We start from the raw sequence: 25,507 nt of genomic DNA, 5'->3' as shown, positions 1-25,507 counted from the left end.
GTTACACCCTGGCGGTTAATTGTTCAATGAATTCCAGCGCCGCTTTCTCCGGACGGCTGTGTTTCATAAAGTTCTCGCCCATCAAGAATCCTTCGTAGCCGACTTCACGCAGTATCCGGATCGTCTCGGGTGAAGAGATGCCACTTTCCGACACCTTGACGACCGACGCGGGAATAAGCGGCGCCAGGCGTTTCGAGATTTCAATGCTTACCTCAAACGTTTTGAGGTTGCGGTTGTTGACGCCGATCATGTCCGCGCCTACTTCGAGGTTTGCTTGCAGCTCGGCTTCGTCGTGTACTTCCAGCAATACCTCCATGCCCAACGAGTGGGCTAGTGTTGCCAGTGTTTTCGATTCAGCCGGTGTCAATACGGCTGCGATGAGCAGTATAGCATCGGCACCGATCGACTTGGCTTCGAGCACCTGGTACTCGTCGATCGTGAAGTCTTTGCGAATGATGGGACAGAAGTTAAACCGGCGGGCCAGCGTCAGGTCTTCGTTGCTGCCGCCAAAGAATGGTTTGTCGGTTAGCACCGACAGCGCCGAGGCGCCCGCCTGCATGTAACCAATCGTCGTGCGCTCCACCGGCGCGTGTGCATTGATAATCCCCTTCGACGGCGACTTGCGCTTGAACTCGGCAATGATACCCGACAAGTCGGGACGCTGAATATACTTGCGCATCGACACCGGCGTGGACTCGAAGTACAAGCTCTTCTCCAGCAACCGCACAGGGTAGAGCTCCTTGCGTTCTCCTACTTCAAGCCGCTTTTGGGCGATGATTTTATCCAGAATATTAGGCGTAGTGCTCATACAGGGCAGCGGTTACGGGTTTACTAATTTTTTAAAAGAGGCCAGGGCCTTGCCGGACTTCAGCGCTTCGGATGCACGTTCGAGTGCCGCGGGCAGACCCGCTGCCTGGTTCGCGGCATAGAGTGCCATGCCTGCATTGGCCGTGACGACGGCATTTTGCGCGGCGGTGCCTTTGCCTTCCAGTACACGCATGAACACCTTCGCCGCTTCTTCCACGGTATCGCCACCTTTCAGGTCAGCAACCGTCAGGCGCGGCAGTCCAAGGTCAGCCGGGGCGGCCATGCGCTCGCCACGATTCGAAAAGTATTTGAAGTCACCGGTGAGCGAGATCTCATCATATCCATCCAGCGAGTGTAGAATGACAAACTGCTTGTCGGTGTTCTGGTATAGATAACCATACTGCCGGGCCAGCTCCAGGCTAAACACACCCACCAGCTGACGTTGCGGAAAGGCCGGGTTCACCATCGGGCCCAGCATGTTAAAGAACGTCTTTACCCCAAGCTCCTTGCGGATAGGCGCCACGTTTTTCATGGCGGGGTGGAACAGCGGCGCATGCATGAAGCAGATGTTGGCGCGGTCCAGGCTTTGCTTGAGCGAGTCGATGTCGTTGGTAAACTTGTAGCCGAAGTATTCCAGCAGGTTCGAGGAACCACTCACCGACGACACTCCATAGTTGCCGTGCTTCGCGACGGGTTGTCCCGCGGCAGCAACCACGAACGAGGAGAGCGTCGAGATGTTAAAGGTGTTTTTGCTATCGCCGCCCGTGCCACAGACATCGATCACGGGCTGGTCAAACTTGACCGGCAGGCAAAGCTCCAGCATGGCATCGCGAAAACCTTGCAGCTCGTCCACGGTGATGCTGCGCATCATATACACGGTCATAAAGGCGGCGATCTGGCTGAGGTTCACGTTACCCGAGGTCAGGTCGACCAGTACCTGGTGGGCGGTTTCCCGGGAGAGCGAACGGTGCTCGATCAAATCAGTAAGAACTTGTTTCATCGCGAATCGGGATTAATGTTTCAACCAGTTTTCGATCATCTTCGGTCCTTCCGGCGTCATGATCGACTCCGGGTGGAATTGTACACCGCGTACATCGTACCGGGTGTGGCGCAGGGCCATGACCAGTCCTTCGTTGTTCGTCGCGGTGATTTTCAGCTCGGGTGTAAAACTTTGCGGCATCACCGCCCACGAGTGATAATGCGTGGCTTGAAAGACCGGCGATACACCCTGGAACATATACTCGTCGGTATCTTTTATTTCCACCTGCGACGTAACACCGTGCAGCACGCGCGGAATGTTATACAGCGTTGCGCCATATACTTCGCCAATGCCCTGGTGACCCAGGCACACGCCGAGAATACTTTTCGAAGGACCGTATTCGCGCACGACGGCTTTCATGATGCCGGCTTCATCGGGTATGCCCGGACCTGGCGACAATAAGATCTTGTCGTATTGCTTGACCGCTTCCACCGAAATCTTGTCGTTGCGCACGATATCGACCGCGTACTTCAGCTCGCGGATGATGTGTACAAGGTTGTACGTGAACGAGTCGTAGTTATCTATTACCAGTAATTTCATCTCTGTAATTGCTTATAATTTCTTAGCGTGGTATATCAGATCTTCTCCGCCAGCAGCACAGCTTTGCGCAGGGCCGTGAGTTTATTGTTTACTTCTTGCAGCTCGCTTTCCGCCAGCGACTTCGACACCACCCCCGCACCGGCCTGGTAGATCAGGTTGTTGTCCTGGCTCAGGAACGTGCGGATCATGATGGCATGGTTAAACGATCCGTCGAAGCCCATAAAACCGATCGCGCCACCGTAGTAGCCGCGGTTGCCATGCTCATATTGATTGATCAACGACATGGCCATGTGCTTCGGCGCACCCGACAGCGTACCCGCCGGAAACGTATCGGCCGCGATGCGAATGATCGATGCTTCCGGCGCCAGCGTGCCGGTGACCTTCGACACCAGGTGAATGACATGTGAGTAGTATTGAATTTCTTTGAAGACCTCCACCGTTACCTGCGAGGCGTTGCGGCTCATGTCGTTGCGGGCGAGGTCCACGAGCATGACGTGCTCGGCATTTTCTTTTTCATCGGCCGCCAGGCGTGCGGCAATAGCAGCATCTTCCTGGTCGTTGCCCGAGCGGCGGAAGGTGCCGGCAATGGGGTATATATGGGCTTTGCCCGCTTTCACCTGCAACTGTGCTTCCGGCGAGGAGCCGATCAGCTTAAAGTTGCCATAGTCGAAGTAGAACAGGTACGGCGACGGGTTGATGGAACGCAACGCGCGGTATACATTAAACTCATCGCCTTTAAACCCACACTGGAACCGGCGCGACAGCACGATCTGAAATACGTCGCCGCGGTAGCAATGCTCTTTACCTTTTTCGATTACTTTCAGAAACTCCTCATCGGTAAAGTTTGATTCCTCGCCATTCATGAGCGAGAACTTATACGTAGAAAAACGATTGCTGAAGATGATCTGCTCGATGCGATCGAGCGAGGACGCAGCTTGCTGGTAACCATGCTCGAAGAGGCTCAGCTCGTTGGAGAAGTGGTCGACCACGATGATATACCGGTAGAACTTATACAGGATATCCGGAATGGTACGCGCTTCGTCGCTCCCGACGTGGATGTCCTCGTAGAACCGTACTGCATCGTACGCCATGTAACCAAAGAGGCCTGCGTTGGGATATTTGGTGGTGACGGACTGATCCACGTCGAACGCGTGCCGGAACTCTTCCAGCTGCGGAATGACATTGTCGCGCGTGGCGGCGTGGTCCTGGACGGAGCCGTCGGGGTATTGCACCAGGATGCGGCCCTGGTGTACCTGGAAAGAGGCGATGGGGTCGCAGCAGATGAACGACAGACTGTTCTCATGCCCATGGTAGTCGGAGCTTTCGAGCAGAATGCTGCCGGCGAACACATCGCGCAGCTTGAGGTAAATGTTTACAGGCGTGAGCGTGTCGGCCAGTAATTTCTTTGCGTACGTAGTAAGTTTGTATTTCATAATCGAATCAATCGGCAGAAAAAAAGAAAGGCCTGCTGTGTGAACAGCAGGCCTTCGGCGTTATGGTATCTACATAGTTTGGCTGCTCACATATCGTGTTTAGATATATGCCACCACCAAGCTATGTTGTTGAAGTTTTTCATCTATTGACTATTCCGCTTTTTTCTTTGCGGCAGTTCTTTTCGGTTTTGCAGCAACCTCGGACTCAGACGCTACAGCCGTTGTTGTTTTCTTTGAAGCAGCTCTTTTGATACGTGCTTTGATGGCTTCCTTATTTCTGGAAACACCAAAAGAACCTTTTGTGCGTTTACCTTTTGCAGTTTTTTTATCTCCTCTTCCCATTAGTTTGGACTTGTTTGGTCGGCAATGATAATAAAGTCCGACACGATTCCAAAATGGAAGAAGAATTTTTGACGTTATTCTTCGTTGTCGTCCTCGATTTTGAGGATCGATTCAATCAAACGGTTCACCGACTCCTGAAAATCATCGGGACCGGACTCCGGTACTTTATTCGAAGCCTGGCCTCTTTCCGGCGCTTTCTGAATCATCTTCTCGATCTGCGCTTCCGGCACCGACATGATGGTAGTGGCCGGATAAAAATTGCGAAGCCTTACCAGGATCTCAAACCCCTTAATCTCAGCTTCTGAAAAGATGACCAGGTCGGGCTGATCATCGGCAAGCGAAAACTTGTCTTCGTGAAAGCCGCGCACTACGTAACCCTCCGTTTCCAGGTTTTCTATAATATCCTGGTTCTGAAGTTTTTTGCCGACTAACCAAACTGTTTTAGTTACCGTTTCCATTTCTTTTTCTTTGAGTTATCACCATATACGGCAAACGGTATGCCCGTAGATTTGAAAACTCCGGATTTTTTCGTAAACGCCTGTTTAACGCCAAAAAAACGATTGTTGAACCGTAAGGTTTTTAAGTGTTTTTTAAGCTCGTGTGGCCGCAAACGGCTTGAAGCGAGTGAGTGACGTGCCAAAAGGGGGTGTTGAGCCCAATTCGAGAATAACTGTCATTCAGGCACAAGCCTATTCGACCGTGACCAGCCTGTGATTTGACCCTGCATTGTAATAGCCCTTATAGGACTATTACAATGGTATGTCAATTGTATTTCAATGCTATGTCATATCTATGTTATATGTGGCTGCAGCTGGCGCCAGCATTGGTCTTAGCGCCAGCACTGTATTAAAACAAGAATCCCAGCCGCAAATACACCATATTCCCGTCCTTGCTAAACGCCATTTCCGTAGACAGCACGGCCAGGTTGAACGGCGTAAACCAAATCCCCCCGCCGACACCCTTGTGCCACGCCGACGAAGTTCCATCTGCCGTGCTTGGATCCTTGCCGGTAGCGTCCTTATACCAAACCCGCCCGATGTCATAAAACCCATTAATGCCCAACGACGCCGGGAACAGGTACGACCGGAAGCTCGCCAGCTTCATTCGCACCTCGTTGTTGCTGTAAAAGTCGCGGTCGCCATAAAAGCGTGTCTTACGATAGCCTCGCAGCTCGGTGCGACCATCCAGGATCTGCGCCTGGTAGATTTCATAGTTGCCGGTGTTGATGCCCCCGCCTACGCGCAACGCGAACGTAACACGCGCCGGAATCCGGAAAGACTGATAGAACGACAGCGTAGCATTATGCGACGTGAAGTTATGCGCACGCGCCTCGATGCCTTTCATAAACAACGACGACTCCGTGAGCAATATCCCACGCGTGGTGACAACCGGATTATCGCGCTTGTCAATCCCCCACTGCACACGTCCGCCGACAAACTGTTTGTCTACTTCAAACAACGGCTCGTCCAGCGTTTTGGCATACTCGCTAATAAACCGTGGTGTATTTTTCGGCGCTTCAATCTCCGTGCGTTGATACATCGGACCAATGCGGAAGTAGCCGATCGATCCTAACGGCCGCGTGAGCATGGCCTGAAGCTCTACCTGCTGCAGGCGGAGACGATAAAAATCGATGGGATTGTTCAGGTCCTGATCCGCCACAATGGGCTTGTCGTCAATATCGTCGTCATAGACGGTCTCGTTGCCCCAGCCGAAGAAGTTGTTCACAAAGTTCGGCGCCTTCACATCAAAGTCGAGCATGATACCCCACTTGCCAAACACCTGTTGAAACCGTCCGTCATACCGGAAGTTATACGACCCGGTCACGGGCGCATAGCTGGCCAGGAACAAATGCTGGCTGGCATACGGCTGTTTCCGAAATCCATGCGTAGTAAACAGAAAACCACCGCCCAGAAACAAACCATCGTCGTAGTTATAGTTACCGGTTATAAGCGGCGCCAGACGCGGATAGCGGAAGGCCTTGCGATCGTACAGGTTTACCGCGGGGTTAACCGACCGGGCGTCGTCCAGGTCCTTGCGTTCGCCAAAGGTCATACCCGACTCCAGGTCGTATGCCTTGTGTGCTTTCAGCAACCCTCCTACCGAGGCCGTGCTGGTGACAGAATCGCGACCGTCGCCGCCAATGATGCGTAGCAGGATCCCGCCTTTGCCTTCACCCCGCAGGTCAAAGACATCGTCGCCACCTTGCCCGAAAAGTCTTACCTCTTTCGTCTCGCTCCGCAGAAAGAGACGATCGTAGATCTTATCGGTGCGCTCGTTGTCCTTATTGATCTTATACACCTTCACCTGCACGTCGCCGTTCGCCTGGTGCTCGACATCAAAATATTCAGGCTTGTCAGAGCCGGCAACATCGACTTCCTTCGCCAGGAATTTATAGTGCGCCAGCGCGTACTCCGGCAGCCGGTCGCGGCGGGCTTTCATCTTGTGGGCAATCGCGGCACCGTGCAGTGTATAGATGGATGGCGGAAATTGTTTTACAGCAGAATCAATCACCGCGTCGGTGAGCTGTTGCTGCAGCTTCTTCGCCTCGGCAACCCACTCCGCGGAAGTCGTCGCATTCAAAAAGCTCCGATCGAAATAACGCCCGTTGAACATAAAGCCCGGCACCCAGTTTACGTCTTCGCGGAAGCCTTCAAACTTCGGCAGCGCCCAGCGGCGGCTCCATACCCTGGCCAGGGTGCCATCGCTGGCAAAAAACGCCTGGTCGCGGTCGCGCGGAATGGGGCGGTATATCTCGGCTTTCTTCTCTTTGAATTGCGCCCAGCGCCACTGGTCATCGTGACGGTCCCAGTCGCCAATGACGAGGTCGAACAGGCGCGAGTGCATGACAAACTCCTGGTCTACCACATTGTCGTTGTCTTTGGCCAGGCGGCCCAACAGCTTGTCATAGCTGATGATCTTGTCGGCATTGCCGAAGTGCGGCTTGTCTTTCGCTTCACCTTCGGGACGTTCTTCAAACAACGCGAGCGTGTTGGCAAACTCCTTTCGGTATATGCCCAGGCGCGGATCGTCGGGTATATACACCAGCTCCGGATGGGTGTGGTATACGCCCGCGGCCCTGGCCAGCGGGGCGATGATCAGGGCGCCGTACGGGTGCGAAGCGGAAATCTGGTCCTGTACCAGGTCCTGCGCGAACGTGTTTTGTAACATTTCCGGCACCGCCTTCGCGGGGAACTTCTCGACCGAGCGCAAAGTATATTGCTCGCCCTGTGAATTTTCCAGGCGTAGCGACAAGGTCTGCATGCCGCCGCCCTTCTGGACGATCTTCAGCCCACCCGCTTTTGTGCCCATGTCAAACACCGGCACGTCGAGGTCTTGCTTCCATTCCGCGCGGTAATTCTTGCCGAGCATCTTTTGTTTGAATCTACCCGCCTCGTACTGGTCGCTGGCATGCACCCGTACCGTTTTAGAGAAGTCGGGTAGGTTGCCGGCGTCGGCGCTCAGGGCGGCGGGCGGCGCGGGCACATCGATATGGTATACCGAAGCCTGCTGGCCGGTTTGGTAATAGTCTACCGTGGCGGCGCCGTTATCGAGCACATCGACCTTGACAAAGCCCAGGTGGCGGGAGACAAACCTGGCATAGCCCTTCTTCCTGACATTCGTCGCCTTGGAGCCGGCACCGCTGACAATATAGTGCACGCTGTCTTTGTAGCTATACTGTAAATTGTGGTCGTGACCACTGACATACAGCGTATTGGGATATTTTTCCAGCAGGCCCGACAACAAACGGATGTAGCGTTTGTAGAGGGGGTGCGCCGTATCCTGAATATTGCCAAATACCTTGCGGTACAACGGGTATATCGACCCGACCACCGGCATGGGGATATAGAGGCTGTGGTTCAGGTCATAGAGTGGAAACAGATGGTCCTTCCAGGTAAATACACCGCCGTGCTCGCCGTAGGTGTACAACGGGTGGTGTGCCGCCACTATAACGCGTTTGTGCTGGTTGCGTAAAAATATGTCTTCCAGGCTGATGAGCACGTCTTCCGGGCGTTTGGCCGCGCAGGGGCTGTCGTCGCCGGCAGGTTTATCCCACGGGTGGAGAAACCACTGCGAGTCCATGATGACCAGTGTCACCTGATCGTTGACAGCGATCTCCACCGGACCGGGGCAGCCGTCCTGGGGGGCAAAATGGACGGCAGGGTTGTGCAGGGAGTCGATAAAGGCTTGCTGGTGCATAAGCTGCTCCCAGCCGGCGCTGCGGCCGCGCTTCCAGTCGTGGTTGCCGGGAATGAAATACATCGTCGCGTTAAACCCGTTCAGCAGGGCGATCTGGTCGCGTAGAATTTTTTCGGCCCGTTGGCGTGCGCCGTCGTTTACATCGGGCATCCCTTTGGGATATACATTGTCGCCGAGGAAAACGGCGGTGGCGGGTACCGCCGGGTCATGGTGCGTTTGTAAAAGCTCCTGCATGCCGTTGGTGGAAAGGGTCGGCTCGCCGGCGTCGCCAATCAGGTAAAAGCTTACCTTTTTCTGCTGGGCAAACGTGTCCGGAAGCAGGGAAAACGAGAGAACGGAAAAAAGAAGGAGACGTTTTATCATAAACTATACAAACCGTGCGTTGATATGTACGTGGTATACCTGCCGAGTTTTGATTATGGTACTTATCGTACTGATAATCTGATATTTTTCAGGCATCAAACTAAACACAAATTTTCTTAGTTTTAAGTTTAATCTACCGAATTAGTTGTAGGTTTAATGCATTGAACAGCGCATGGTTGAGACAGAATTGGTACGCAAAGCCCGGGAATATGCGGAGTCTGTGCTGGGTGAAAAACTTCCGGCCCATTTCGTGTTCCACGACCTGCGGCACACCCGCGAGGTAGCCGCCGCCGCCTATGAGATCGGGCAGGCTTCCAACCTGACAGAGGATCAACAAGAAACCGTACTGGTAGCAGCCTGGATGCACGACATCGGCTACCTGTATGGCTGCGAACACCACGAGCGCGATTCAGCCAGCACGGCCGTCAAGTTCCTGCGCGACTGGGGTGCCTCCGACGAAAAGACCATCGCCGTGCAACGTACCATCCTCGCCACGCGCATGCCCCAAAATCCGCAAGACCTGCTGGGCCAGGTACTCTGCGACGCCGACCTGCAACACCTGGCCAAAGGAGACATTGCCGAACGCGGCCAATGCCTGCGCCAGGAAATTGCCATCGTAAAGGACATACACTTTAATTCGGACAAGCAGTGGCTGGAGTATAATCTTAGCTTTCTAAAAAATCACGAGTACTTTACCGAGTACGGCAAAACCGTATTACAGCCGTTGAAGAAAAAGAATATCAAACGCTTGAAGAAACAATTGCACCCCGAAACCGAAGAGGACCACAAAGGCGGTAAGGATAAAGATAAGAACAATGATAAAGATCACGACCTGGAACGCGAAGTCGCCAAGCTGCGCAAGAAGCTGGAGAAGCGCGAGCGCCCCGACCGTGGTATAGAGACCATGTTTCGCACCACGTCCGAAAATCACGTAACGCTCAGCGGCATGGCCGACACCAAGGCCAACATCATGATCTCGATCAACACCATCATCCTGTCGATTGTGGTGAGCGTGCTGCTGCGCAAGCTGGAGGACTTCCCCCACCTGCTCGTGCCCACCCTCATGCTGGTCTTTACCTGTCTCATCACCATTGTACTCGCCATCATCTCCACCCGCCCCAACATTGCCAAAGGCGAGTTTACCCGCGAGGACATACACAACAAAAAGACCAACCTGCTGTTCTTTGGTAACTTTCACAGCATGTCACTAAACGACTACGATTGGGGCATGCGCGAAATGATGAAAGACTATGACTACCTCTACGGCAGCATGATCAAAGACATCTACTTCCTGGGCAAGGTATTGGCGCGCAAGTATAAATTCCTGCGCCTGTCGTATACCGTGTTTATGTTTGGTTTTGTCGCCTCGAACATCACGTTCCTCATCGCGACGATGGTATACTATCAGCCGTATTCGCTCCGCGATCTGCTGACGCCGTAGGCGCGAACACAAACGCCACACAGTCTTTAGGCTCGTTACCCTGGTTGGGAAACCGCATCCATTGCCGCAGTACTCCCTCCTCTGCCAGGCCGGCTTTGCGCAGCACCTGTAACGATGCGCCGTTTTCGGTATCGACATACGTGCCGATGCGAAATACCCCCGGCTGTGCCCGGAGCCGTGGCATCATCTCCCGGCATACTTCCGTGGCATAGCCCTGGTTCCAGTACTGTGGGCTGAAGATATAGCCAAACTGCAGCTTGCCGTCTTCGTTGACAACACCAAAGCTGCCGATCAATTTATTATTCGAGCGCAGGCGAATGGAAAAAGAATAGTCGATGCCTTCGTACCAGCCCGACACGGCATACCGTAAGAACGCGCGGGTATCTTCTACAGACTGATGCGTGGGCCAGGACATATAGCGGGTCACATCGGGTTTGCTGGCGTAGGTATAGAAAATTTCTTCGGCATCTTCGTACCTTAGCCTCTGCAAAATAAGCCGGCTGGTAACGATACGTTCGGACAGGTCCAGTCGAATCATAGCTCAAAGAAAAACAGAAATGGCCAAAGGCAGCAATATCGTACACCAGTATTTCCGGAAAGAAATCGAGGGCCTAACGATCCTCGTGCGGGTAAACCCGATCCACTATACGGGCACGGAAATCACGATCCAGGAGGGCGTCGCCGAGATGCGCGAAATGCAATTTGACGAAGAAATCCTGGAAGACCTGAAGGTGGATGGTTTTGCGGAGTCCAGCGCGCTGGAGTTTAACCTATACCTCAACGGACTGGTGTGATCCACGAACGGATCTCCTAGCCTGCATAGGCAGTACGAATGCGGTCGGCCACTTCGGCGAGCTGCTCTTGTGTGGGCTTTAACTTTTCGCGGGAGAAATTGATATCACCCACGGTGTTCATGGGAATGAGGTGTATATGGGTATGCGGCACTTCCAGGCCCACCACGGCTACGCCGATACGCAGGCAGGGTACCGCGCGCTCGATAGCACCCGCCACCTTTTTAGCGAATAGGTGCAGACCGGTAAAAGTCCTGTCGTCGAGCTCGAAGATATAATCCACCTCTTTTTTCGGCACCACCAGTGTATGGCCCATGACCAGCGGCGTGATGTCGAGGAATGCAATATAGGCGTCGTCCTCGGCCACAATGTGACCGGGCAGCTCACGGTTAATAATGCGGGTAAAGATGGATGCCATACGCGACAGCCGTTATGCAGTAATATCGATTACTTCAAACTCGATCTCGCCGGCAGGTGTTTTGATCTGCGCGGCTTCGCCTTTCTTCTTGCCCAGCAAGCCCTTGCCGATGGGCGACATGGTAGAGATCTTACCGGCTTTCAGGTCGGCTTCTTCTTCCGATACCAGGGTATAGGTCACCATCGCACCGTTCTTGCGGTTCTTAATGGTCACCTTTGAAAGGATAGATACCTTCGACGTATCGATATTGTTTTCATCAAGTAGACGAGCGTTGCCAACAAGATCTTCCATCTGGGCGATCTTCGCTTCCAGGTGACCTTGCGCGTCTTTTGCGGCATCGTACTCGGCGTTCTCACTCAAGTCCCCCTTGTCCCGGGCTTCTGCAATCTGGCGGGCTATATCGGCCCGGCCTTTAGACTTCAGCTCGCTCAGCTCACTCCTCAATCTGTCGAGGCCCTCTTTCGTGTAGTAAGAAATTTTCTTGCTCATGGCATGAAATAATTCGTTGTCACTATTCAAAAAAAGAAACAACGACCTCGTCTCCGAGACCGTTGCTTATGCAAAGTTAATACTTTCTGGTTGCTATCCAACTATCCGTTCGGATCAGGCTCCGACCAGTTGCGGAAGGTTTACCTTGATTTGCTCTAAAATATCGTCGTCAAACTTGGCCAGGTACAATGTTTTAGCCTTGGATAATTGCTCGAGGGTAAGGCCTTTGGCTCCCCGCAGATCGGCCTTGTAAAGACTGGCATTTTCAAAGTCGGCGCCCATGACATAGCAGCCCTTCAGGTCGGCCTCCATTAAGAAGGCATTGTTAAAATTGGCCTTGATTAAAAAAGCGTTTTCAAAATGCGCTTTGATCAGAAAGGCGTCCTTAAAATTTGCGCCGCTGGCATACGCTCCTTTGAGAATGGCCTGGTTGAGATTGGAGTTCTCAAAGTTTGTTTGATTCAATCGGGCGTTTTCCAGGTTGGACTCGATCAACGACGACTGCGATATATTGGCCGAGTTCATGTTGGACGAGGACAGGTTTACATAGTTCAGGTTGGTGCGCGGCAGGTAACAATTCACCAGGTTGATCTCGTGGATCTTGTGGCGGTTCAAACGTTTTATATTCCCCACCGTGCGGAACGCGGCTTCTTCCGATTCCCACAAACGAAAGTCGTCGATCTCATCTTTGTAGGTGCGAATGCGCTGACGGATCTCGCCGTTCTGGTTGAGCCAGAAGATCAGAATACCGATCACGGCAATGTCGAAGATCATACCGTGTGCTTCTGCGAGTATCTGTTGAATGAAGGTATCGAAGTCGCGGATATAGTATTGAAGGCTGAGGCCAAGCACGACGATCGTTACGGCGACGAGCACGAGCGCAGAGGTAAGCAAGGGCTTTTCAATAATGGCATTGAAAAACTCGCTCAACTTCTTCGTTCTTTTCTCCAGGAAACGCATCGAGTGGGGCTCTAGTAAGTTTTAAAGTAGCGATTAAAAACTAATGCGCCAATTTCAACGCATCTATTTTCTGTACCAAAGCTACGTTAATTTTCACGTGCGACTCGTACGTCCAGCCTGCAATGTGGGGGGTGAATATTACATTCGTTTTTCCTGTAAGTGTATCGAATGCCTGTTGTTGTGCCGGCGTGAGCGTCGGCAGTTTTTCATTTTCCAACACATCGAGCACCGCACCGCGTACCTTCCCCGTTTCCACACATGTCGCCAGGTCCGTGAGTGATACGATTTCGCCGCGGGCGGCATTTACCAGGATAATGCTCTTTTTAAAACGGTCGAGATAGGCGCGCGACACCATGCCTTTCGTTTCGGGTGTGAGCGGTATGTGCAGACTCAGAATATCGGCCTGTTCCACAATTTCCTGTTCCGTAACTTCCCGGCAGACGGCGTCGGAAAATCCTGTTTTATATTTATCGTACGCCAAAACATTACATCCAAAGCCGGCCAGCCGGCGGGCGAATGCCTGGCCCATGTTACCATACCCAATAATGCCTATGGTCTTTCCCATGATCTCTTCGCCGCGGTTGCCTTCGCGCTCCCACACCCGCTGCCGCACCTGCAGGTCGGCCCGGGGAATGTTGCGCATCAACGCCAGCAACGCCCCGACAGTATACTCGCCGACCGCATCGCGATTTCCTTCGGATGCGTGCAGAATATGTATACCTTTTTCATGCAGGTAGTCGACATCGAGGTTGTCGATGCCGGCGCCCGCGCGGCCGATGAAGCGGACACTCGGGTTTTCCCCTAGAAGATCGCGGTCGATCGTCGTTTTGCTGCGTACGATCAGTCCGTCGTAACCGACATGTTTTCGTTTGATCTCGTCGCGTGTCAGCGCGGGTTGGTAGTCTATGTCCCAGCCAATTTCCGTCAACAGCGGAAACAGGCTTTCATGCATAGAGTCTACGACAAGGCATTTCAGAGCAGCCATTAGAGCATGAGGTGTACCGTGAAGAAATAAACCGTTAATCCCAGCAGATCGTTGGTGGTGGTAATAAAAGGCCCTGCCGCCAATGCCGGGTTAAATCCAAAGCGATTTAATATAAGGGGTGTAATGGTACCGATAAACGATGCAAACAGCACCACGCTGAACAGCGCGATCGACACCACCGTAGAAAGTCTATATTCACCGAATAATAATATGTTGGCGCCGAGCACCAACAATGCCAGCACGAGCCCGTTGAGCAGCGCGACAAAAAACATTTTGATGAGACGCGTCCACAAACCTTCGTCTACAAAGTCGGGGTTTGCAAGACTTTGCACAATAAGCGACGACGATTGGATGCCCACGTTACCCCCTGTGGCCTGGATGAGCGGCGTAAAGAACGCAATGGCCGTAATGCGCGACAGCTCAGCTTCAAACAGGCCCATGAACTTGGCGTTCATCAACCCACCGAAGATGCCGATCAGCAGCCACGGCAGACGCGCCCGCGTGTTGCGCCAGATGCTGTCGTCTTCTTCTACGTTCTCGCTGATACCCGACATGATCTGTCGCTCTTCTTCGGCCTGCTCGGTAATAACGTCCACCACGTCGTCGATGGTGATCCGCCCGACCAGGTGGCCTTGCACGTTTACGACCGGGACAGATTCGAGATCATACTTCTTCATGATCCCGGCCACTTCCCAGTCTTCCATATAGGTTTCGACCGAGATGATATCTTCTTCGTAGATGTCGGCCACCAGCTTGCGCGCATCGGAGATGATGAGGTCTTGCAGCGCTACCTTGCCCAGCAGTTTTTCATGATCGTCCACCACGTAAACGGCATAGAACCGCGATACGTTTTCGGCTTGCTTGCGGATCTCCTCCACACACTGCACAACGGTCCAGTTAACATACGCGCGGATCAGCTCCTTTGCCATGAGGCCACCGGCTACGTTCTCTTCATAGCGTAGCAGGTCGGTGACTTGCATGCGCAGCTCGGGGTCGAGGAAGGCAATGACTTCTTCGCGCTCTTTTACGGATAGCTCGTGCAGAATGTCGGCCGTATCATCGGACAACAGTTGGTTGAGGAAGACGGCCAGCTCTTTGGGCTGGTATAGTTTGAGGTATTGCTTACGAATGTCGGGGTCGAGTCCGCGAATGATCTCGGCCTGCATATCGATGGCGTGCAGGTCGATGATATACTTCGAATCGATGGGAAGGAATTCGTACAGCAGGGCCGTGATGTCTTCGGCCTTTACACCGTCGAGCGCCTTGCGGATGAAAGGGTCGTCGTGCTCCTCCAGCGCTAGCTGGATACGATCACGAAACTCTTTTGTCAGCTCAAATTCCAGTATTTGCTGCTCCACGACTTTGCCCGATTAATTGGGTGAGGTATACAAACTGCTCCACCGACAGTTGCTCGGCGCGTTTGTCGAGAAGCTCCAGGGCCGAAATTTCGGCAGGCAAACTTAGAGGTTTTAGGGCATTGCGCAAGGTCTTGCGGCGGTTATTGAACCCCTGCTTGACCACCTGCACAAAGAGCTTTTCATCACACGCCAACGCTTGTGTCTGGTTCCGCTCCAGCCGTATCACAGCCGACATCACCTTCGGCGGTGGTGTGAATACGCCCGGCGGAACTTTGAACTGATACGTGATGGTATAATACGCCTGCAACAGCACACTCAGGATACCATAGGTCTTACTGCCGGGAGGCTCTGCAATTCGATCGGCCACTTCCTTCTGCAACATGCACACGACCGCGCGCACGCGGTGACGTTCCTCCAACACACGAAAGAAAATCTGCGACGAGATGTTATACGGGAAGTTGCCGATGATGGAGAACGACCCCGGAAAGATGGTGTTCAGATCTACTTTCAGAAAATCGCCCGACACCACGCGGCCGTCCAGCGACGGATAGTGCTCGCCCAGGTATGTCACGGAGTCGCGGTCGATCTCGATCAGCTTCAGGTCGATGGCGGCATTCGCATGCAGGTATTTGGTCAATACCCCCATACCCGGACCAATCTCCAAAACGGCCTCGCCCGGCGTGGGCTGCAGGGCGTCAACAATGCGTTTGGCAATCCCCTCGTCGTGTAAAAAATGCTGGCCCAGAAACTTCTTCGGCCGGACCTTATTCGTCGGTTTACGTTGCATGCAGGGGTAAATGTACGGGGTTACGGCGGGTTGGCCGGTTAGCAGATAACGGATTTTTTTCATTAAATCGCAAAGAATTGATTTTTCTACTGCATGAGTACAGCGCAAAAACCCCGTATTGGAATTACCCTGGGCGACCTGAACGGCGTCGGTCCCGAGGTGGTGATCAAAGCTTTAACCGACAGTCGGCTGCTGAACCTGGTCACGCCCGTGGTATACGGCTCGGCCCGGGTCATCACCTTTTACAAGAAGCTGCTGAACATCGAAGAATTCAACTATACGCAGGTGCGCACCAAAGGGCAATATGCTCCCAAAGCCATAAACGTGGTGAACTGCTGGGAGGACACGATTGAAGTCAACCCTGGCAAAGCCACACCCGAAACAGGCAAAGCCTCCCTGGTGGCGCTGCAGCAAGCCTGCGAGGAGCTTAAGGAAGGCCTGATCGATGCGCTGGTAACGGCCCCCATAGACAAACACTCTGTACACAGCGAAGCCTTTCCGTTTAAAGGCCATACCGAATACCTGACGCAGTTCTTTGGCGCCCAGGAAAGCCTCATGTTTATGATCAGCGACACGCTGCGTGTGGGACTGGTGACCGAGCATATCCCCGTGAAAGAAATAGCCGCCGCCATTACCAAGGAACGGATCGAAGCCAAGCTGCGGCTCATGGAGCAGTCCCTGCGCAAGGACTTCGGCATCAACAAACCGCGCATCGCGGTGCTGGGGCTGAACCCGCACGCCGGCGACGGCGGCCTGCTGGGCGAGGAAGACGAGAAGATCATCAAACCCGTGGTGACCGAGCAAAAGAACAAAGGCAAGCTGGTCTACGGCCCCTACCCCGCCGATGGTTTCTTTGCCGCCGGCAGCCACGCCAAGTACGACGCCGTGCTGGCCATGTACCACGACCAGGGGCTGGTACCCTTCAAAACCCTCGCTTTTGAGCAGGGCGTCAACTTTACCGCAGGGTTATCAATCGTCCGTACATCACCCGATCATGGCACGGCATACACCCTGGCGGGCAAGAATAGCGCGGACGAGAGCTCCCTGCGCCATGCCATTTACCAGGCCCATGACATTTTTAAACACCGGAATGAACCGTCCACAGAAAAATAAGATTACTTAAGTCCGCGTTTTTAACATTTGACCGTCCCGTCCGCCATTATTTTGAATATTAAGTATATTTGATCTTCAAGTATTAGTTGAAATGGATATAGTCACTAAAAAGCAACTGAACATACTTATTCAACTGGCTGAGGCCGACAAGCATTTCGCCAAAATTGAACGGGAACTGATCTTTAAGATCGCCCGGGAGCGCAAGTTTCCCGAAGAGATCGTGCTCGAGCTGATCCGCAACCCCGAGCCCATCGACTCGCTGGGGGCACTGTCCCTGGACCAAAAATTCGAATACCTGATGTCGAGTGTGGAGCTGGTTTTTGTGGACCAGAACGTGTTCGAAAGCGAGATCATTTTCAGCAAAAACATCGCCATCAAGCTCGGCTTTAAGAAGGGCGTGATCGATTACATAATAGAGCACTACGAGACCAAGACACGCACGGAGTTCCGCGAGATCGTGCTTCGTGATTTCCTGAGCTAACCTTTTTTGCCTCTAAATACTGCCCTGGCGGCCTCAAAACCGCCATCCTGCACCTTTTCTGAAAATGTATCCTCCCTGCGGTGCAGATTGTAATTAATTATCCTAAATTTGCCGACTAATTTTTAAAACGCCTTTTGGGCCTTGTTTTGGGAATTTACAGCGTCAATATCATTGGCCTGAGCAACAAAAAGCACCAGTTTGAATACGAGCTCGGTGATGCGTTCTTCAGGGAGTACGGAACAGAGAACCTGGTTTCGCAGGGACATTTTCGTGCGGAGGTGACGCTGGACAAACACGAGACGTTCATCGGCGCCGAGTTTGTTTTGAAGGGAGCCGCCACGTTGGTGTGCGACCGCAGTCTCGAGCCGTTTGAATACCCGATTGAAAGCCGTCGCGAGATTGTTTTCAAGTTCGGGGACAAGGACGAGGAGATGAGCGATGAGATCGTCATGATCCACCGGGATACGGCAACACTCGAACTGGGACACTACCTGTACGAGTTTATCGCCCTGGCGGTACCGATGAAAAAGCTCCACCCGAAGTTTCAACATGAAACCTGGGACGAGGAGGAAGAAAATGCGGCAGGCAAGCTTGTCTACACGTCCGAGACCAAAAGCGATGATGGCACCGACGACGACGACGATGCGACTGACCCCCGCTGGGACATATTGAAGAAATTAAAATAAACTGTTTTAGACTATGCCGAATCCGAAGCGAAAAACCTCGAAAACCCGCCGGGATAAGAGAAGAACACATTACAAAGCTACTGCTAAGCAACTGGCTGTGTGTCCTACCACGGGAGAAAATCACCTTCCTCACCGTGCTTTCTGGCACGAAGGCAAGCTTTACTACAACGGTAGAGTGGTGATGGAAAAAGAAGTTCTGGCGTAATTGCATGAACGGGCCGATACTCGGGAAACATCCGTTCGTCCACCTTCGGGCGACATGTATCATGCCGGGTAAAGGTACCTGTACTATGCATCTCTCTCACGAGATTACTAACGAATACAATCAAATGCTCGATGCCCCTGGCACCGGGCTTTTTCTTTTTTAACTATTTCTATGACAAGCATAAGAGCAGCGATCACCGGCGTAGGCGGATATGTTCCGGAATATATTCTTACCAACCAGGAACTGGAGACCATGGTGGAGACCACGGACGAGTGGATCACCTCCCGCACCGGTATTAAAGAGCGACGCATCTTGAAAGGCGAAAACCAGGGCGTTTCGGTACTCGGCATTGCCGCGGTCAAAGACATGCTGGCAAAAACAAAGATAGACCCCAAGGAAATCGACTGCGTCATCTTCGCGACCGTGACAGCCGACATGACTTTCCCGGCGACGGCGAACATCGTCGCGTCTGCCGTCGGTGCGACCAACGCCTTTAGCTTTGACATGGGCGCTGCATGCTCGGGCTTTCTCTACGGCCTTTCGGCAGGTGCCAGCTATATCCAGTCGGGCATGTGTAAAAAAGTGGTGGTGATCGGCGGCGACAAGATGTCGGCCATCATGGACTATACCGACCGTACCACCTGCATCATCTTCGGCGATGGCGCAGGGTGTGTGCTGCTGGAGCCCACGACAGAGGACGTAGGGATAGTCGACTCTATACTGAAAAGCGATGGCGCGGGTGAAACATACCTGCACATGAAAGCCGGTGGCAGCCGCATGCCTGCTTCACGCGAGACGGTAGACAAACGTCAGCACTTTGTATACCAGGAAGGTTCGGCTGTATTTAAGTTTGCCGTGACCAACATGGCCGACGTATCGGCACAACTCGCAGGCCGCAACAACCTCAACGCGGACAACATCAACTGGCTGGTGCCGCACCAGGCCAACAAACGCATCATCGATGCTACGGCGCACCGTGTAGGCATCACGGAAGACAAAGTAATGATGAACATCGAGCGTTACGGCAACACCACAGCAGGTACAATTCCGTTGCTGCTGTGGGACTACGAGAAGCAACTGAAGAAAGGTGACAACTTATTGTTGGCAGCGTTTGGTGGCGGCTTTACGTGGGGCGCTGTGTATGTAAAATGGGCTTATAACAGCTAAACATTTGCAGGCTGCAGTACCTGTCTACCGTCTCTCCGACTGGCGTCCAGGTACCGCAACTTGCATTTACTCAATGTATTTGTAACTTAACGACCTAAATTTTTTTTATGGCAACTGTATCAGACCTGAGCAAAGGAAATTTCATGCGCTATAACGGCGAGGTGGTGCAGGTGGAAGAACTCCAACACCGCACTCCCGGTAACTTGCGCGCATTTTACCAAATCAAGATGCGTAACGTACGCAATGGTAAAGTGGCAGAGAACCGTTTCCGCCCAGGCGAAGAAGTAGAGATTCTGCGGGTCGAGACCAAAGAATATCAATATCTGTACGCTGATGGTGACAGCCTGGTGTGTATGGATAAAGTGACCTTCGACCAGATTTACCTGGACAAAGCCTTGCTCGGTGAAGCTGTAAAGTTCATCAAAGAAGAGGTGACGTTGTTGATCGCTTTTGAAAACGGCGAGACTGCGATTACCGCCGAAGCTCCCACGCACGTGATCGTGGAAATTCAATATACCGAGCCCGGCATGCAAGGCGACACTGCCACCCGTACACTCAAACCTGCCACACTGGAAAACGGCGTAGAGATCCGTGTTCCGCTTTTTGTCAACACCGGCGATAAGATCAAGATCGAGACTTATACTGGTGCCTATGTAGAACGTGTAAAATAATTCGGAGCCATGAGCAAAACCCGTGCAACCAAAACCCCCGCGAAGTCAGCGGCTAAACCCCAGCCGGCACGCGCAGAATCCGGTTCATCGAACCAAACTATGAAGACATCTGAAATCCGCGACCTGATCGACTTTATTTCTACGACAGGCCTCAACGAAGTAAACATTGAAACCAAAGAGCTGAAGCTGCACGTAAAGCGCGAGCCCGATCAGAAGGTATTTAAATCTACCCCTGTCATGGCACCGACCGTAGCCGCAGCGCCTGCCGCCGCTCCCGTTGCACAAGCTGCCGTGGCACCTGTATCCGCACCGCGCGCCGAGGCTGCCCCTGTCGCCAGCGGTAAAAATACCATCGACATTAAGTCGCCTATGATCGGTACCTTCTACCGCTCGTCCAACCCCGAATCTCCTTCCTTCGTTTCGGTCGGCGACAAAGTATCAAAAGGACAGACCGTCTGCATCATCGAAGCCATGAAGCTTTTCAACGAGATCGAGTCCGAAGTATCCGGTACCATTGTAAAGGTAATGGTGGAAAACTCCTCGCCGGTAGAATACGACCAGGTTCTCTTCGTAGTAGAGCCGGATTAATTCAGTTGACTGAATCAAGGTTCAAAGCCAACGCCACACCTATTGTGCCGTGCGTGACGCTTTGAACCTTGCATTTTTAACCTAGAACGCAGTAGAATACTATGTTTAAAAAAATTCTGATAGCAAACCGCGGCGAGATCGCCCTGCGCGTTATCCGTACCTGCAAGGAAATGGGGATCAAAACGGTGGCGGTATACTCTACAGCCGATCGTGAAAGCCTCCACGTTCGCTTTGCCGACGAGGCGGTTTGTATAGGAGATGCCCCCAGCAAAGACTCCTACCTCAACATACCGCGGATCATCTCCGCGGCAGAGATCACTAATGCCGACGCGATCCACCCGGGCTACGGCTTCCTGTCGGAGCGCGCCGAGTTCTCGGCCATCTGCCACGAGTACGGCATCAAGTTCATCGGCCCTACACCGGCCATGATCAATGCCATGGGCGATAAGGCCACGGCAAAAGAAACGATGAAACGCGCCGGCGTACCCACCATTCCCGGTTCGGACGGCCTGCTGGAGTCTGTGGAGGAAGGTATCCGCCAGTCGAACGAGATGGGCTATCCCGTAATTGTCAAGGCTACTGCCGGTGGTGGTGGCAAAGGCATGCGGATTATCAACAGCGAGTCGGAGTTTCAGAAGGCCTGGGACGACGCTAAGCGCGAAGCCGCAGCCTCCTTTGGCAACGACGGTCTGTACCTCGAGAAATTTGTAGAAGAGCCCCGTCACATTGAAATCCAGGTGATGGGCGATCAATACGGAAAAGTATGCCACTTGTCGGAGCGCGACTGCTCGGTGCAACGCCGTCACCAGAAGCTGGTGGAAGAAACCCCGTCGCCGGTCGTCAGCCAGGAGCTGCGTGAGCGCATGGGGGAAGCGGCCATCCGCGGCGCCAAAGCGATCAACTATGAAGGTGCCGGCACCATCGAGTTCCTCGTAGACAAGCACGGCAACTTCTACTTCATGGAAATGAACACCCGGATTCAGGTAGAGCACCCCATCACCGAAGAAGTGACCGACTACGACCTGATCAAAGAACAGATCAAGTCCGCCGCGGGTGTGCCGATCTCGGGGACCAACTACTTCCCAAACCTGTTCGCGATGGAGTGTCGTATCAATGCCGAAGATCCGGCCAACGGCTTCCGTCCTTCACCGGGCAAGATCACCAACCTGCACATACCCGGTGGCCACGGCATACGCGTGGACAGCCACGTATACGCAGGTTACACCATTCCACCGAACTACGACTCGATGATCGCCAAGCTGATCGTGAGCGGCCAGTCGCGCGAAGATGTGATCACCCGCATGAAGCGCGCCTTGAGCGAGTTCGTGATCGAAGGCGTTAAAACCACGATCCCCTTTCACCTTGCGCTGATGGACAACCCCACCTTCCGGTCGGGTAAGTTCACCACCAAGTTCCTGGAGACATCGTTTGACTTCTCGGTGCTGAAGTAATCGTCAGCATTCATTGGAATAATGCCCGGAAGACAGCCCTGCGCTGTTTTCCGGGCATATTTTTTTAATACCGCTCCAACCCTCTCAGTATCCACCAATCCCTGTATCCACACAGAATCATATTCCGTTAACGTCCGGGAACAGTTGCGCATCGGATTAATCCGTATTTTTACATGTCTATAGTTCGTTTTACCATGCAATCATCAGAAGAAACCCTTTCCGGCTGGGGCAACATCCCCGCTGCTGCCAGCCAGGTATTTTACCCGCAGACCGCCCGCGACATTCGCGCTGCCCTGGACTCCGGCAAGATCCTGCCGCGGGGCCTCGGCCGCAGCTATGCCGACCAGGCTACCAACCGTGAACATCACATCCTGAAAATGGAGAAGATGAATCACTTCCTGGCCTTCGACGCCGAAAAGGGCATCCTCCACTGCGAAGCCGGCGTAAGCCTGGAAGAGATCATCGACCACCTCGCACCCCGGGGCTGGTTTCCGCTCATAACACCCGGCACCAAGTTTATCACCATCGGCGGCGCCATTGCCAATGACGTACACGGCAAAGCGCACCATGCCGACGGTTCGTTTGTAAACTGCGTCTACGATTTTACCATCTTGCTGGCCAACGGCGAGATCGTACGCGCCAGCCGCGACGAGAACGCCGATCTGTTCTGGGCCAACTTTGGTGGCCTGGGCCTGCTCGGCACCATCCTGACCGCCACCCTCCAGCTGCGCAAGATCGAGACGACCTACTTCGTACAAAAAGCCGTCGCCGCCCGCAACCTCGACGAGATGCTGGCCGCCATCGACGTAAGCGAGCAAACCTATAGTTCGTCCGTTGCCTGGATCGACTCCATGGCCAAAGGCAAAAACCTGGGTCGCGGCGTATTGACCATGGGCAACCACGCCCTGTTGAAAGACCTGCCGCCCAAGCTGCGCACCAACCCCCTCAAGCTCGGCAAAAAAGCCAAGCTGGCCGTACCGTTCTACCTGCCCAGCTTCACGCTGAACACCCTGACGGTAAAGATTCTCAACACAGCACTCTACATCATGCAGAAGAACGGCGCGCCTATCGCGCACTACGACAAATTCTTCTACCCGCTCGACATGATCAACAACTGGAACCGCGGCTACGGAAAACGCGGCTTCATCCAATACCAGTTTGTACTGCCGATGGAAAAGGGCCCGGAGAACATCCGGAAGATCCTGACCGAGATTACCCAAAGCAACTGCGTACCGTTCCTGAACGTGCTGAAGAAATTCGGCAAAGGCCAGGGCGGCCTGCTATCGTTTCCCTTCGAAGGCTATACCTTCGCCATCGATTTCCCTATTACAAAGCAGCTGAAGCCGTTTACGCAGAAGCTCGATAAGATGGTACTCGACATGGGCGGGCGGATTTACCTGGGCAAAGATGCTTACTTAGATGAGCCTACTTTCAAGGCTATGTATCCGCAGCATAAGGATTGGCAGGAGATTAAAAAGAAATACGACCCCCGCGATGTCTTCAGCTCCGACCTATCGCGGCGATTGGGTCTTGCATAACGTATATACGCTGCCATTAGATTGGCGTCGGTCGAGGTTACCCGCCAGTCTGAAGACTGGCATTGGGGTAGGTCCAAGTCGCCCTCCCTTCGGTCGGAAGACTTGAACCAGACAACATAAAACAAAGGCCCCGAAAATCGGGGCCTTACTTCTATTTCTTAGTCTTCGTCTTCTCCTCCTTCTTCGGCCGCTCTTCCACCGCCTGCTCCAGCTCGCTATACCACTGCTCTCCATACTTGCGAATCAGCGGCGCCTTCAAAAATTTATACACCGGCACCTGCAGCTCCTTGCCCAACACACACGCCGGCGAGCAGATATGCCATTTATTATAGTTCAGCGCCTCAAAGTTCTTCTTCGTCGTAATGCGAATCGGGTACAAATGACACGAGATCGGCTTCTTCCACGTAATCTTGCCATCCAGGTAAGCCTGCTCGATTCCACACTTCAAAATCCCCTGCTTGTCATAGATCGCATACACACATTCACGACCGTCGATCACGGGCGTGCACAGATCGCCGTCATCATCTGTCGTATGCGTCCCCAGTTTTTCAATCACGCGAATGGCATCCTTCGTCAAGTACGGTTTTACGATCGGATAGATCTCCTCCAGAATCGGAAGCTCGTCCTCGTTCAACGGCGCGCCAAAGTCGCCCTCCACACAGCACGCACCTTTGCATTTGTCCAGGTTGCAGACAAATTCTTTTTCCACGACATCGTCGGAAACCAATACTTCGCCAATCTTGATCATGACACAAAGATACTGAAAATCACACACGGTCAACAGTGCCACCTGCCGCCTAAAACAGCTCGATCTGATCGCTGCTGTAAACGCTGTGCTGAATCACCTTCGTAGAATACTTGCGGGAAAAGAATCCCACATAATACGCCGGCACCTGCATAAGCGGTGAGCTGAGCGGGTGTGCCGACAAAGCGGTATTCAGGCCCAGCATCAGCATATTGGTTTGATACAACCGCACCATATGCTTGTAGAACTGAGCATTGCTGGTAGACGCCGCCAGCCGCTGCAGGTCGCCGACGCCGAGAAATCGCTTAAGCGTGGCGGCGTGCTCCTCGTTGTAATAGGAATAATTCATTCGCTCGTTCAGCGGCCAGGTGAACGGCATGATGAAACTAAAATTCAGTGCGGCGAGTTTATCTATTGTTGCAAACGGCACAGTAAAAGAAAACGGATCGACCAGGCACACGACGGCCACTTTGCCCCCACGGATATTTTTCGGAAGCACAGCCTGCAAGGCCTCCGCGGCGTCGCCGGGGTTGCAATCGAGCACGGTGGTGTTTCGGTTCCGAAAGCGGCTCGCCAGCCGGCTGCGCAACGCCTGCGCCTGGGTGAAATCAGGCTCGCAAAAAATCCACTGCGAAATAGGCCATTCTTCGCCCATCAGGGTAAAGGCGGCGCCGGGAAAAACTTCTCGTTGGTGGCCATGCGAATACAGGCCGCTGCCCGCACAGAGGTCGACTAAAATAACCTCGCCGGTCCGACCGGCAACATGACCAATGAATGATTGGACGTAACGTGTAATGACCTGAACCTTTACTTTAAACCAAGGCTCAGCCGCGGTGATACTCAATCCGTCTTTATACTCCACACGTTTTTTTTCAAAAATACAAAGGACAAATTTCATTAAAAGGATGTCCG

27 protein-coding genes are annotated in these 25,507 nt (G+C 53.2%); 11 read left to right on the top strand and 16 right to left on the bottom strand.

Annotated elements, in window-relative coordinates; all coding sequences use genetic code 11:
* Position 1: 1 nt before the first annotated feature.
* The 7 genes from trpC to KK062_RS23805 all read right to left on the bottom strand — a co-directional run bounded on the left by trpC (position 2) and on the right by KK062_RS23805 (position 8,721).
* The gene (gene trpC / locus KK062_RS23835) at positions 2-808 is read right to left on the bottom strand and encodes an indole-3-glycerol phosphate synthase TrpC (RefSeq protein WP_254086877.1); all 807 of its coding nucleotides are present in this window, start codon (positions 806-808) and stop codon (positions 2-4) included.
* Between the two features lie 12 nt (positions 809-820).
* Positions 821-1,807 (bottom strand): anthranilate phosphoribosyltransferase, encoded by a 987-nt coding sequence (gene trpD, locus KK062_RS23830; RefSeq protein WP_254086876.1) that lies wholly within the window; start codon positions 1,805-1,807, stop codon positions 821-823.
* Between the two features lie 12 nt (positions 1,808-1,819).
* Positions 1,820-2,386: an anthranilate synthase component II gene (locus KK062_RS23825; protein ID WP_254086875.1), complete on the bottom strand. Its 567-nt coding sequence runs from the start codon at positions 2,384-2,386 to the stop codon at positions 1,820-1,822.
* A gap of 35 nt (positions 2,387-2,421) precedes the next feature.
* On the bottom strand, positions 2,422-3,819 hold the full coding sequence (locus tag KK062_RS23820; protein ID WP_254086874.1) for an anthranilate synthase component I family protein: 1,398 nt from the start codon (positions 3,817-3,819) through the stop codon (positions 2,422-2,424).
* A 150-nt stretch (positions 3,820-3,969) separates the two neighbouring features.
* Positions 3,970-4,161 carry a 30S ribosomal protein THX gene (locus tag KK062_RS23815; protein WP_254086873.1) on the bottom strand — a complete coding sequence of 64 codons (192 nt, stop codon included), beginning with the start codon at positions 4,159-4,161 and terminating at the stop codon, positions 3,970-3,972.
* Positions 4,162-4,235: 74 nt separating this feature from the next.
* Positions 4,236-4,619 (bottom strand): hypothetical protein, encoded by a 384-nt coding sequence (locus tag KK062_RS23810; protein ID WP_254086872.1) that lies wholly within the window; start codon positions 4,617-4,619, stop codon positions 4,236-4,238.
* Between the two features lie 388 nt (positions 4,620-5,007).
* Entirely contained in the window at positions 5,008-8,721 is a 3,714-nt protein-coding gene (locus tag KK062_RS23805) for a BamA/TamA family outer membrane protein (protein WP_254086871.1), read from the bottom strand.
* Positions 8,722-8,893: 172 nt separating this feature from the next.
* On the opposite strand from KK062_RS23805, the gene KK062_RS23800 reads away from it, so the two are divergent.
* A complete protein-coding gene (locus KK062_RS23800) occupies positions 8,894-10,162 on the top strand; it encodes a Pycsar system effector family protein (protein ID WP_254086870.1) in 1,269 nt (422 codons plus the stop codon).
* Here the strand turns inward: KK062_RS23800 and KK062_RS23795 are convergent.
* On the bottom strand, positions 10,104-10,700 hold the full coding sequence (locus KK062_RS23795) for a GNAT family N-acetyltransferase (RefSeq protein ID WP_254086869.1): 597 nt from the start codon (positions 10,698-10,700) through the stop codon (positions 10,104-10,106). The genes KK062_RS23800 and KK062_RS23795 overlap by 59 nt on opposite strands.
* 19 nt (positions 10,701-10,719) lie before the next feature.
* On the opposite strand from KK062_RS23795, the gene KK062_RS23790 reads away from it, so the two are divergent.
* Positions 10,720-10,956: a hypothetical protein gene (locus KK062_RS23790; protein ID WP_254086868.1), complete on the top strand. Its 237-nt coding sequence runs from the start codon at positions 10,720-10,722 to the stop codon at positions 10,954-10,956.
* Between the two features lie 16 nt (positions 10,957-10,972).
* On the opposite strand, the gene KK062_RS23785 is transcribed toward KK062_RS23790, so the two are convergent.
* From KK062_RS23785 to rsmA, 6 genes are all read right to left on the bottom strand, one after another.
* Entirely contained in the window at positions 10,973-11,371 is a 399-nt protein-coding gene (locus KK062_RS23785; protein WP_254086867.1) for an HIT family protein, read from the bottom strand.
* 12 nt (positions 11,372-11,383) lie between these two features.
* Positions 11,384-11,860, bottom strand: coding sequence for a transcription elongation factor GreA (gene greA, locus KK062_RS23780; RefSeq protein WP_254086866.1), 477 nt, complete (start codon positions 11,858-11,860; stop codon positions 11,384-11,386).
* Positions 11,861-11,974: 114 nt separating this feature from the next.
* Entirely contained in the window at positions 11,975-12,790 is an 816-nt protein-coding gene (locus KK062_RS23775; protein ID WP_254086865.1) for a pentapeptide repeat-containing protein, read from the bottom strand.
* A gap of 70 nt (positions 12,791-12,860) precedes the next feature.
* Complete coding sequence (locus tag KK062_RS23770) at positions 12,861-13,805, bottom strand: NAD(P)-dependent oxidoreductase (protein WP_254086864.1); 945 nt, start codon at positions 13,803-13,805, stop codon at positions 12,861-12,863.
* On the bottom strand, positions 13,805-15,163 hold the full coding sequence (gene mgtE / locus KK062_RS23765; protein ID WP_254086863.1) for a magnesium transporter: 1,359 nt from the start codon (positions 15,161-15,163) through the stop codon (positions 13,805-13,807). The genes KK062_RS23770 and mgtE overlap by 1 nt, the downstream gene beginning before the upstream one ends.
* Positions 15,138-15,950, bottom strand: a complete 813-nt coding sequence (gene rsmA / locus KK062_RS23760) for a 16S rRNA (adenine(1518)-N(6)/adenine(1519)-N(6))-dimethyltransferase RsmA (protein WP_254086862.1) — start codon at positions 15,948-15,950, stop codon at positions 15,138-15,140. The genes mgtE and rsmA overlap by 26 nt, the downstream gene beginning before the upstream one ends.
* 93 nt (positions 15,951-16,043) lie before the next feature.
* Here rsmA and pdxA point away from each other — a divergent pair, with 93 nt between their 5' ends.
* The 9 genes from pdxA to KK062_RS23715 all read left to right on the top strand — a co-directional run bounded on the left by pdxA (position 16,044) and on the right by KK062_RS23715 (position 23,850).
* Positions 16,044-17,063, top strand: a complete 1,020-nt coding sequence (pdxA, locus tag KK062_RS23755) for a 4-hydroxythreonine-4-phosphate dehydrogenase PdxA (RefSeq protein WP_254086861.1) — start codon at positions 16,044-16,046, stop codon at positions 17,061-17,063.
* A gap of 91 nt (positions 17,064-17,154) precedes the next feature.
* Positions 17,155-17,544, top strand: coding sequence for a TerB family tellurite resistance protein (locus KK062_RS23750; protein ID WP_254086860.1), 390 nt, complete (start codon positions 17,155-17,157; stop codon positions 17,542-17,544).
* Between the two features lie 134 nt (positions 17,545-17,678).
* On the top strand, positions 17,679-18,230 hold the full coding sequence (locus tag KK062_RS23745) for a YceD family protein (protein WP_254086859.1): 552 nt from the start codon (positions 17,679-17,681) through the stop codon (positions 18,228-18,230).
* A 13-nt stretch (positions 18,231-18,243) separates the two neighbouring features.
* Positions 18,244-18,435 carry a 50S ribosomal protein L32 gene (rpmF, locus tag KK062_RS23740; RefSeq protein ID WP_254086858.1) on the top strand — a complete coding sequence of 64 codons (192 nt, stop codon included), beginning with the start codon at positions 18,244-18,246 and terminating at the stop codon, positions 18,433-18,435.
* Between the two features lie 171 nt (positions 18,436-18,606).
* The gene (locus tag KK062_RS23735; protein ID WP_254086857.1) at positions 18,607-19,602 is read left to right on the top strand and encodes a beta-ketoacyl-ACP synthase III; all 996 of its coding nucleotides are present in this window, start codon (positions 18,607-18,609) and stop codon (positions 19,600-19,602) included.
* 107 nt (positions 19,603-19,709) lie between these two features.
* Positions 19,710-20,273: an elongation factor P gene (gene efp, locus KK062_RS23730; RefSeq protein WP_254086856.1), complete on the top strand. Its 564-nt coding sequence runs from the start codon at positions 19,710-19,712 to the stop codon at positions 20,271-20,273.
* A gap of 99 nt (positions 20,274-20,372) precedes the next feature.
* Positions 20,373-20,861, top strand: coding sequence for an acetyl-CoA carboxylase biotin carboxyl carrier protein (gene accB, locus KK062_RS23725; RefSeq protein ID WP_254086855.1), 489 nt, complete (start codon positions 20,373-20,375; stop codon positions 20,859-20,861).
* Positions 20,862-20,962: 101 nt separating this feature from the next.
* Positions 20,963-22,312, top strand: a complete 1,350-nt coding sequence (accC, locus tag KK062_RS23720) for an acetyl-CoA carboxylase biotin carboxylase subunit (RefSeq protein WP_254086854.1) — start codon at positions 20,963-20,965, stop codon at positions 22,310-22,312.
* A gap of 194 nt (positions 22,313-22,506) precedes the next feature.
* Complete coding sequence (locus KK062_RS23715; protein ID WP_254086853.1) at positions 22,507-23,850, top strand: FAD-binding oxidoreductase; 1,344 nt, start codon at positions 22,507-22,509, stop codon at positions 23,848-23,850.
* Positions 23,851-24,001: 151 nt separating this feature from the next.
* On the opposite strand, the gene KK062_RS23710 is transcribed toward KK062_RS23715, so the two are convergent.
* Together KK062_RS23710 and tcmP are read right to left on the bottom strand one after the other, a co-directional pair.
* The gene (locus KK062_RS23710; RefSeq protein WP_254086852.1) at positions 24,002-24,598 is read right to left on the bottom strand and encodes a DUF3109 family protein; all 597 of its coding nucleotides are present in this window, start codon (positions 24,596-24,598) and stop codon (positions 24,002-24,004) included.
* A gap of 49 nt (positions 24,599-24,647) precedes the next feature.
* Positions 24,648-25,493: a three-Cys-motif partner protein TcmP gene (tcmP, locus tag KK062_RS23705; protein WP_254086851.1), complete on the bottom strand. Its 846-nt coding sequence runs from the start codon at positions 25,491-25,493 to the stop codon at positions 24,648-24,650.
* Positions 25,494-25,507: the final 14 nt, after the last annotated feature.

The sequence above is a fragment of the Dawidia cretensis genome (genome assembly GCF_018598175.1).
In the GTDB taxonomy this organism is placed as follows: Bacteria; Bacteroidota; Bacteroidia; order Cytophagales; family Cyclobacteriaceae; genus Ohtaekwangia; species Ohtaekwangia cretensis.
Note: the sequence above shows the minus strand (reverse complement) of the source record. Positions and strands in the feature narration are given on the sequence as shown.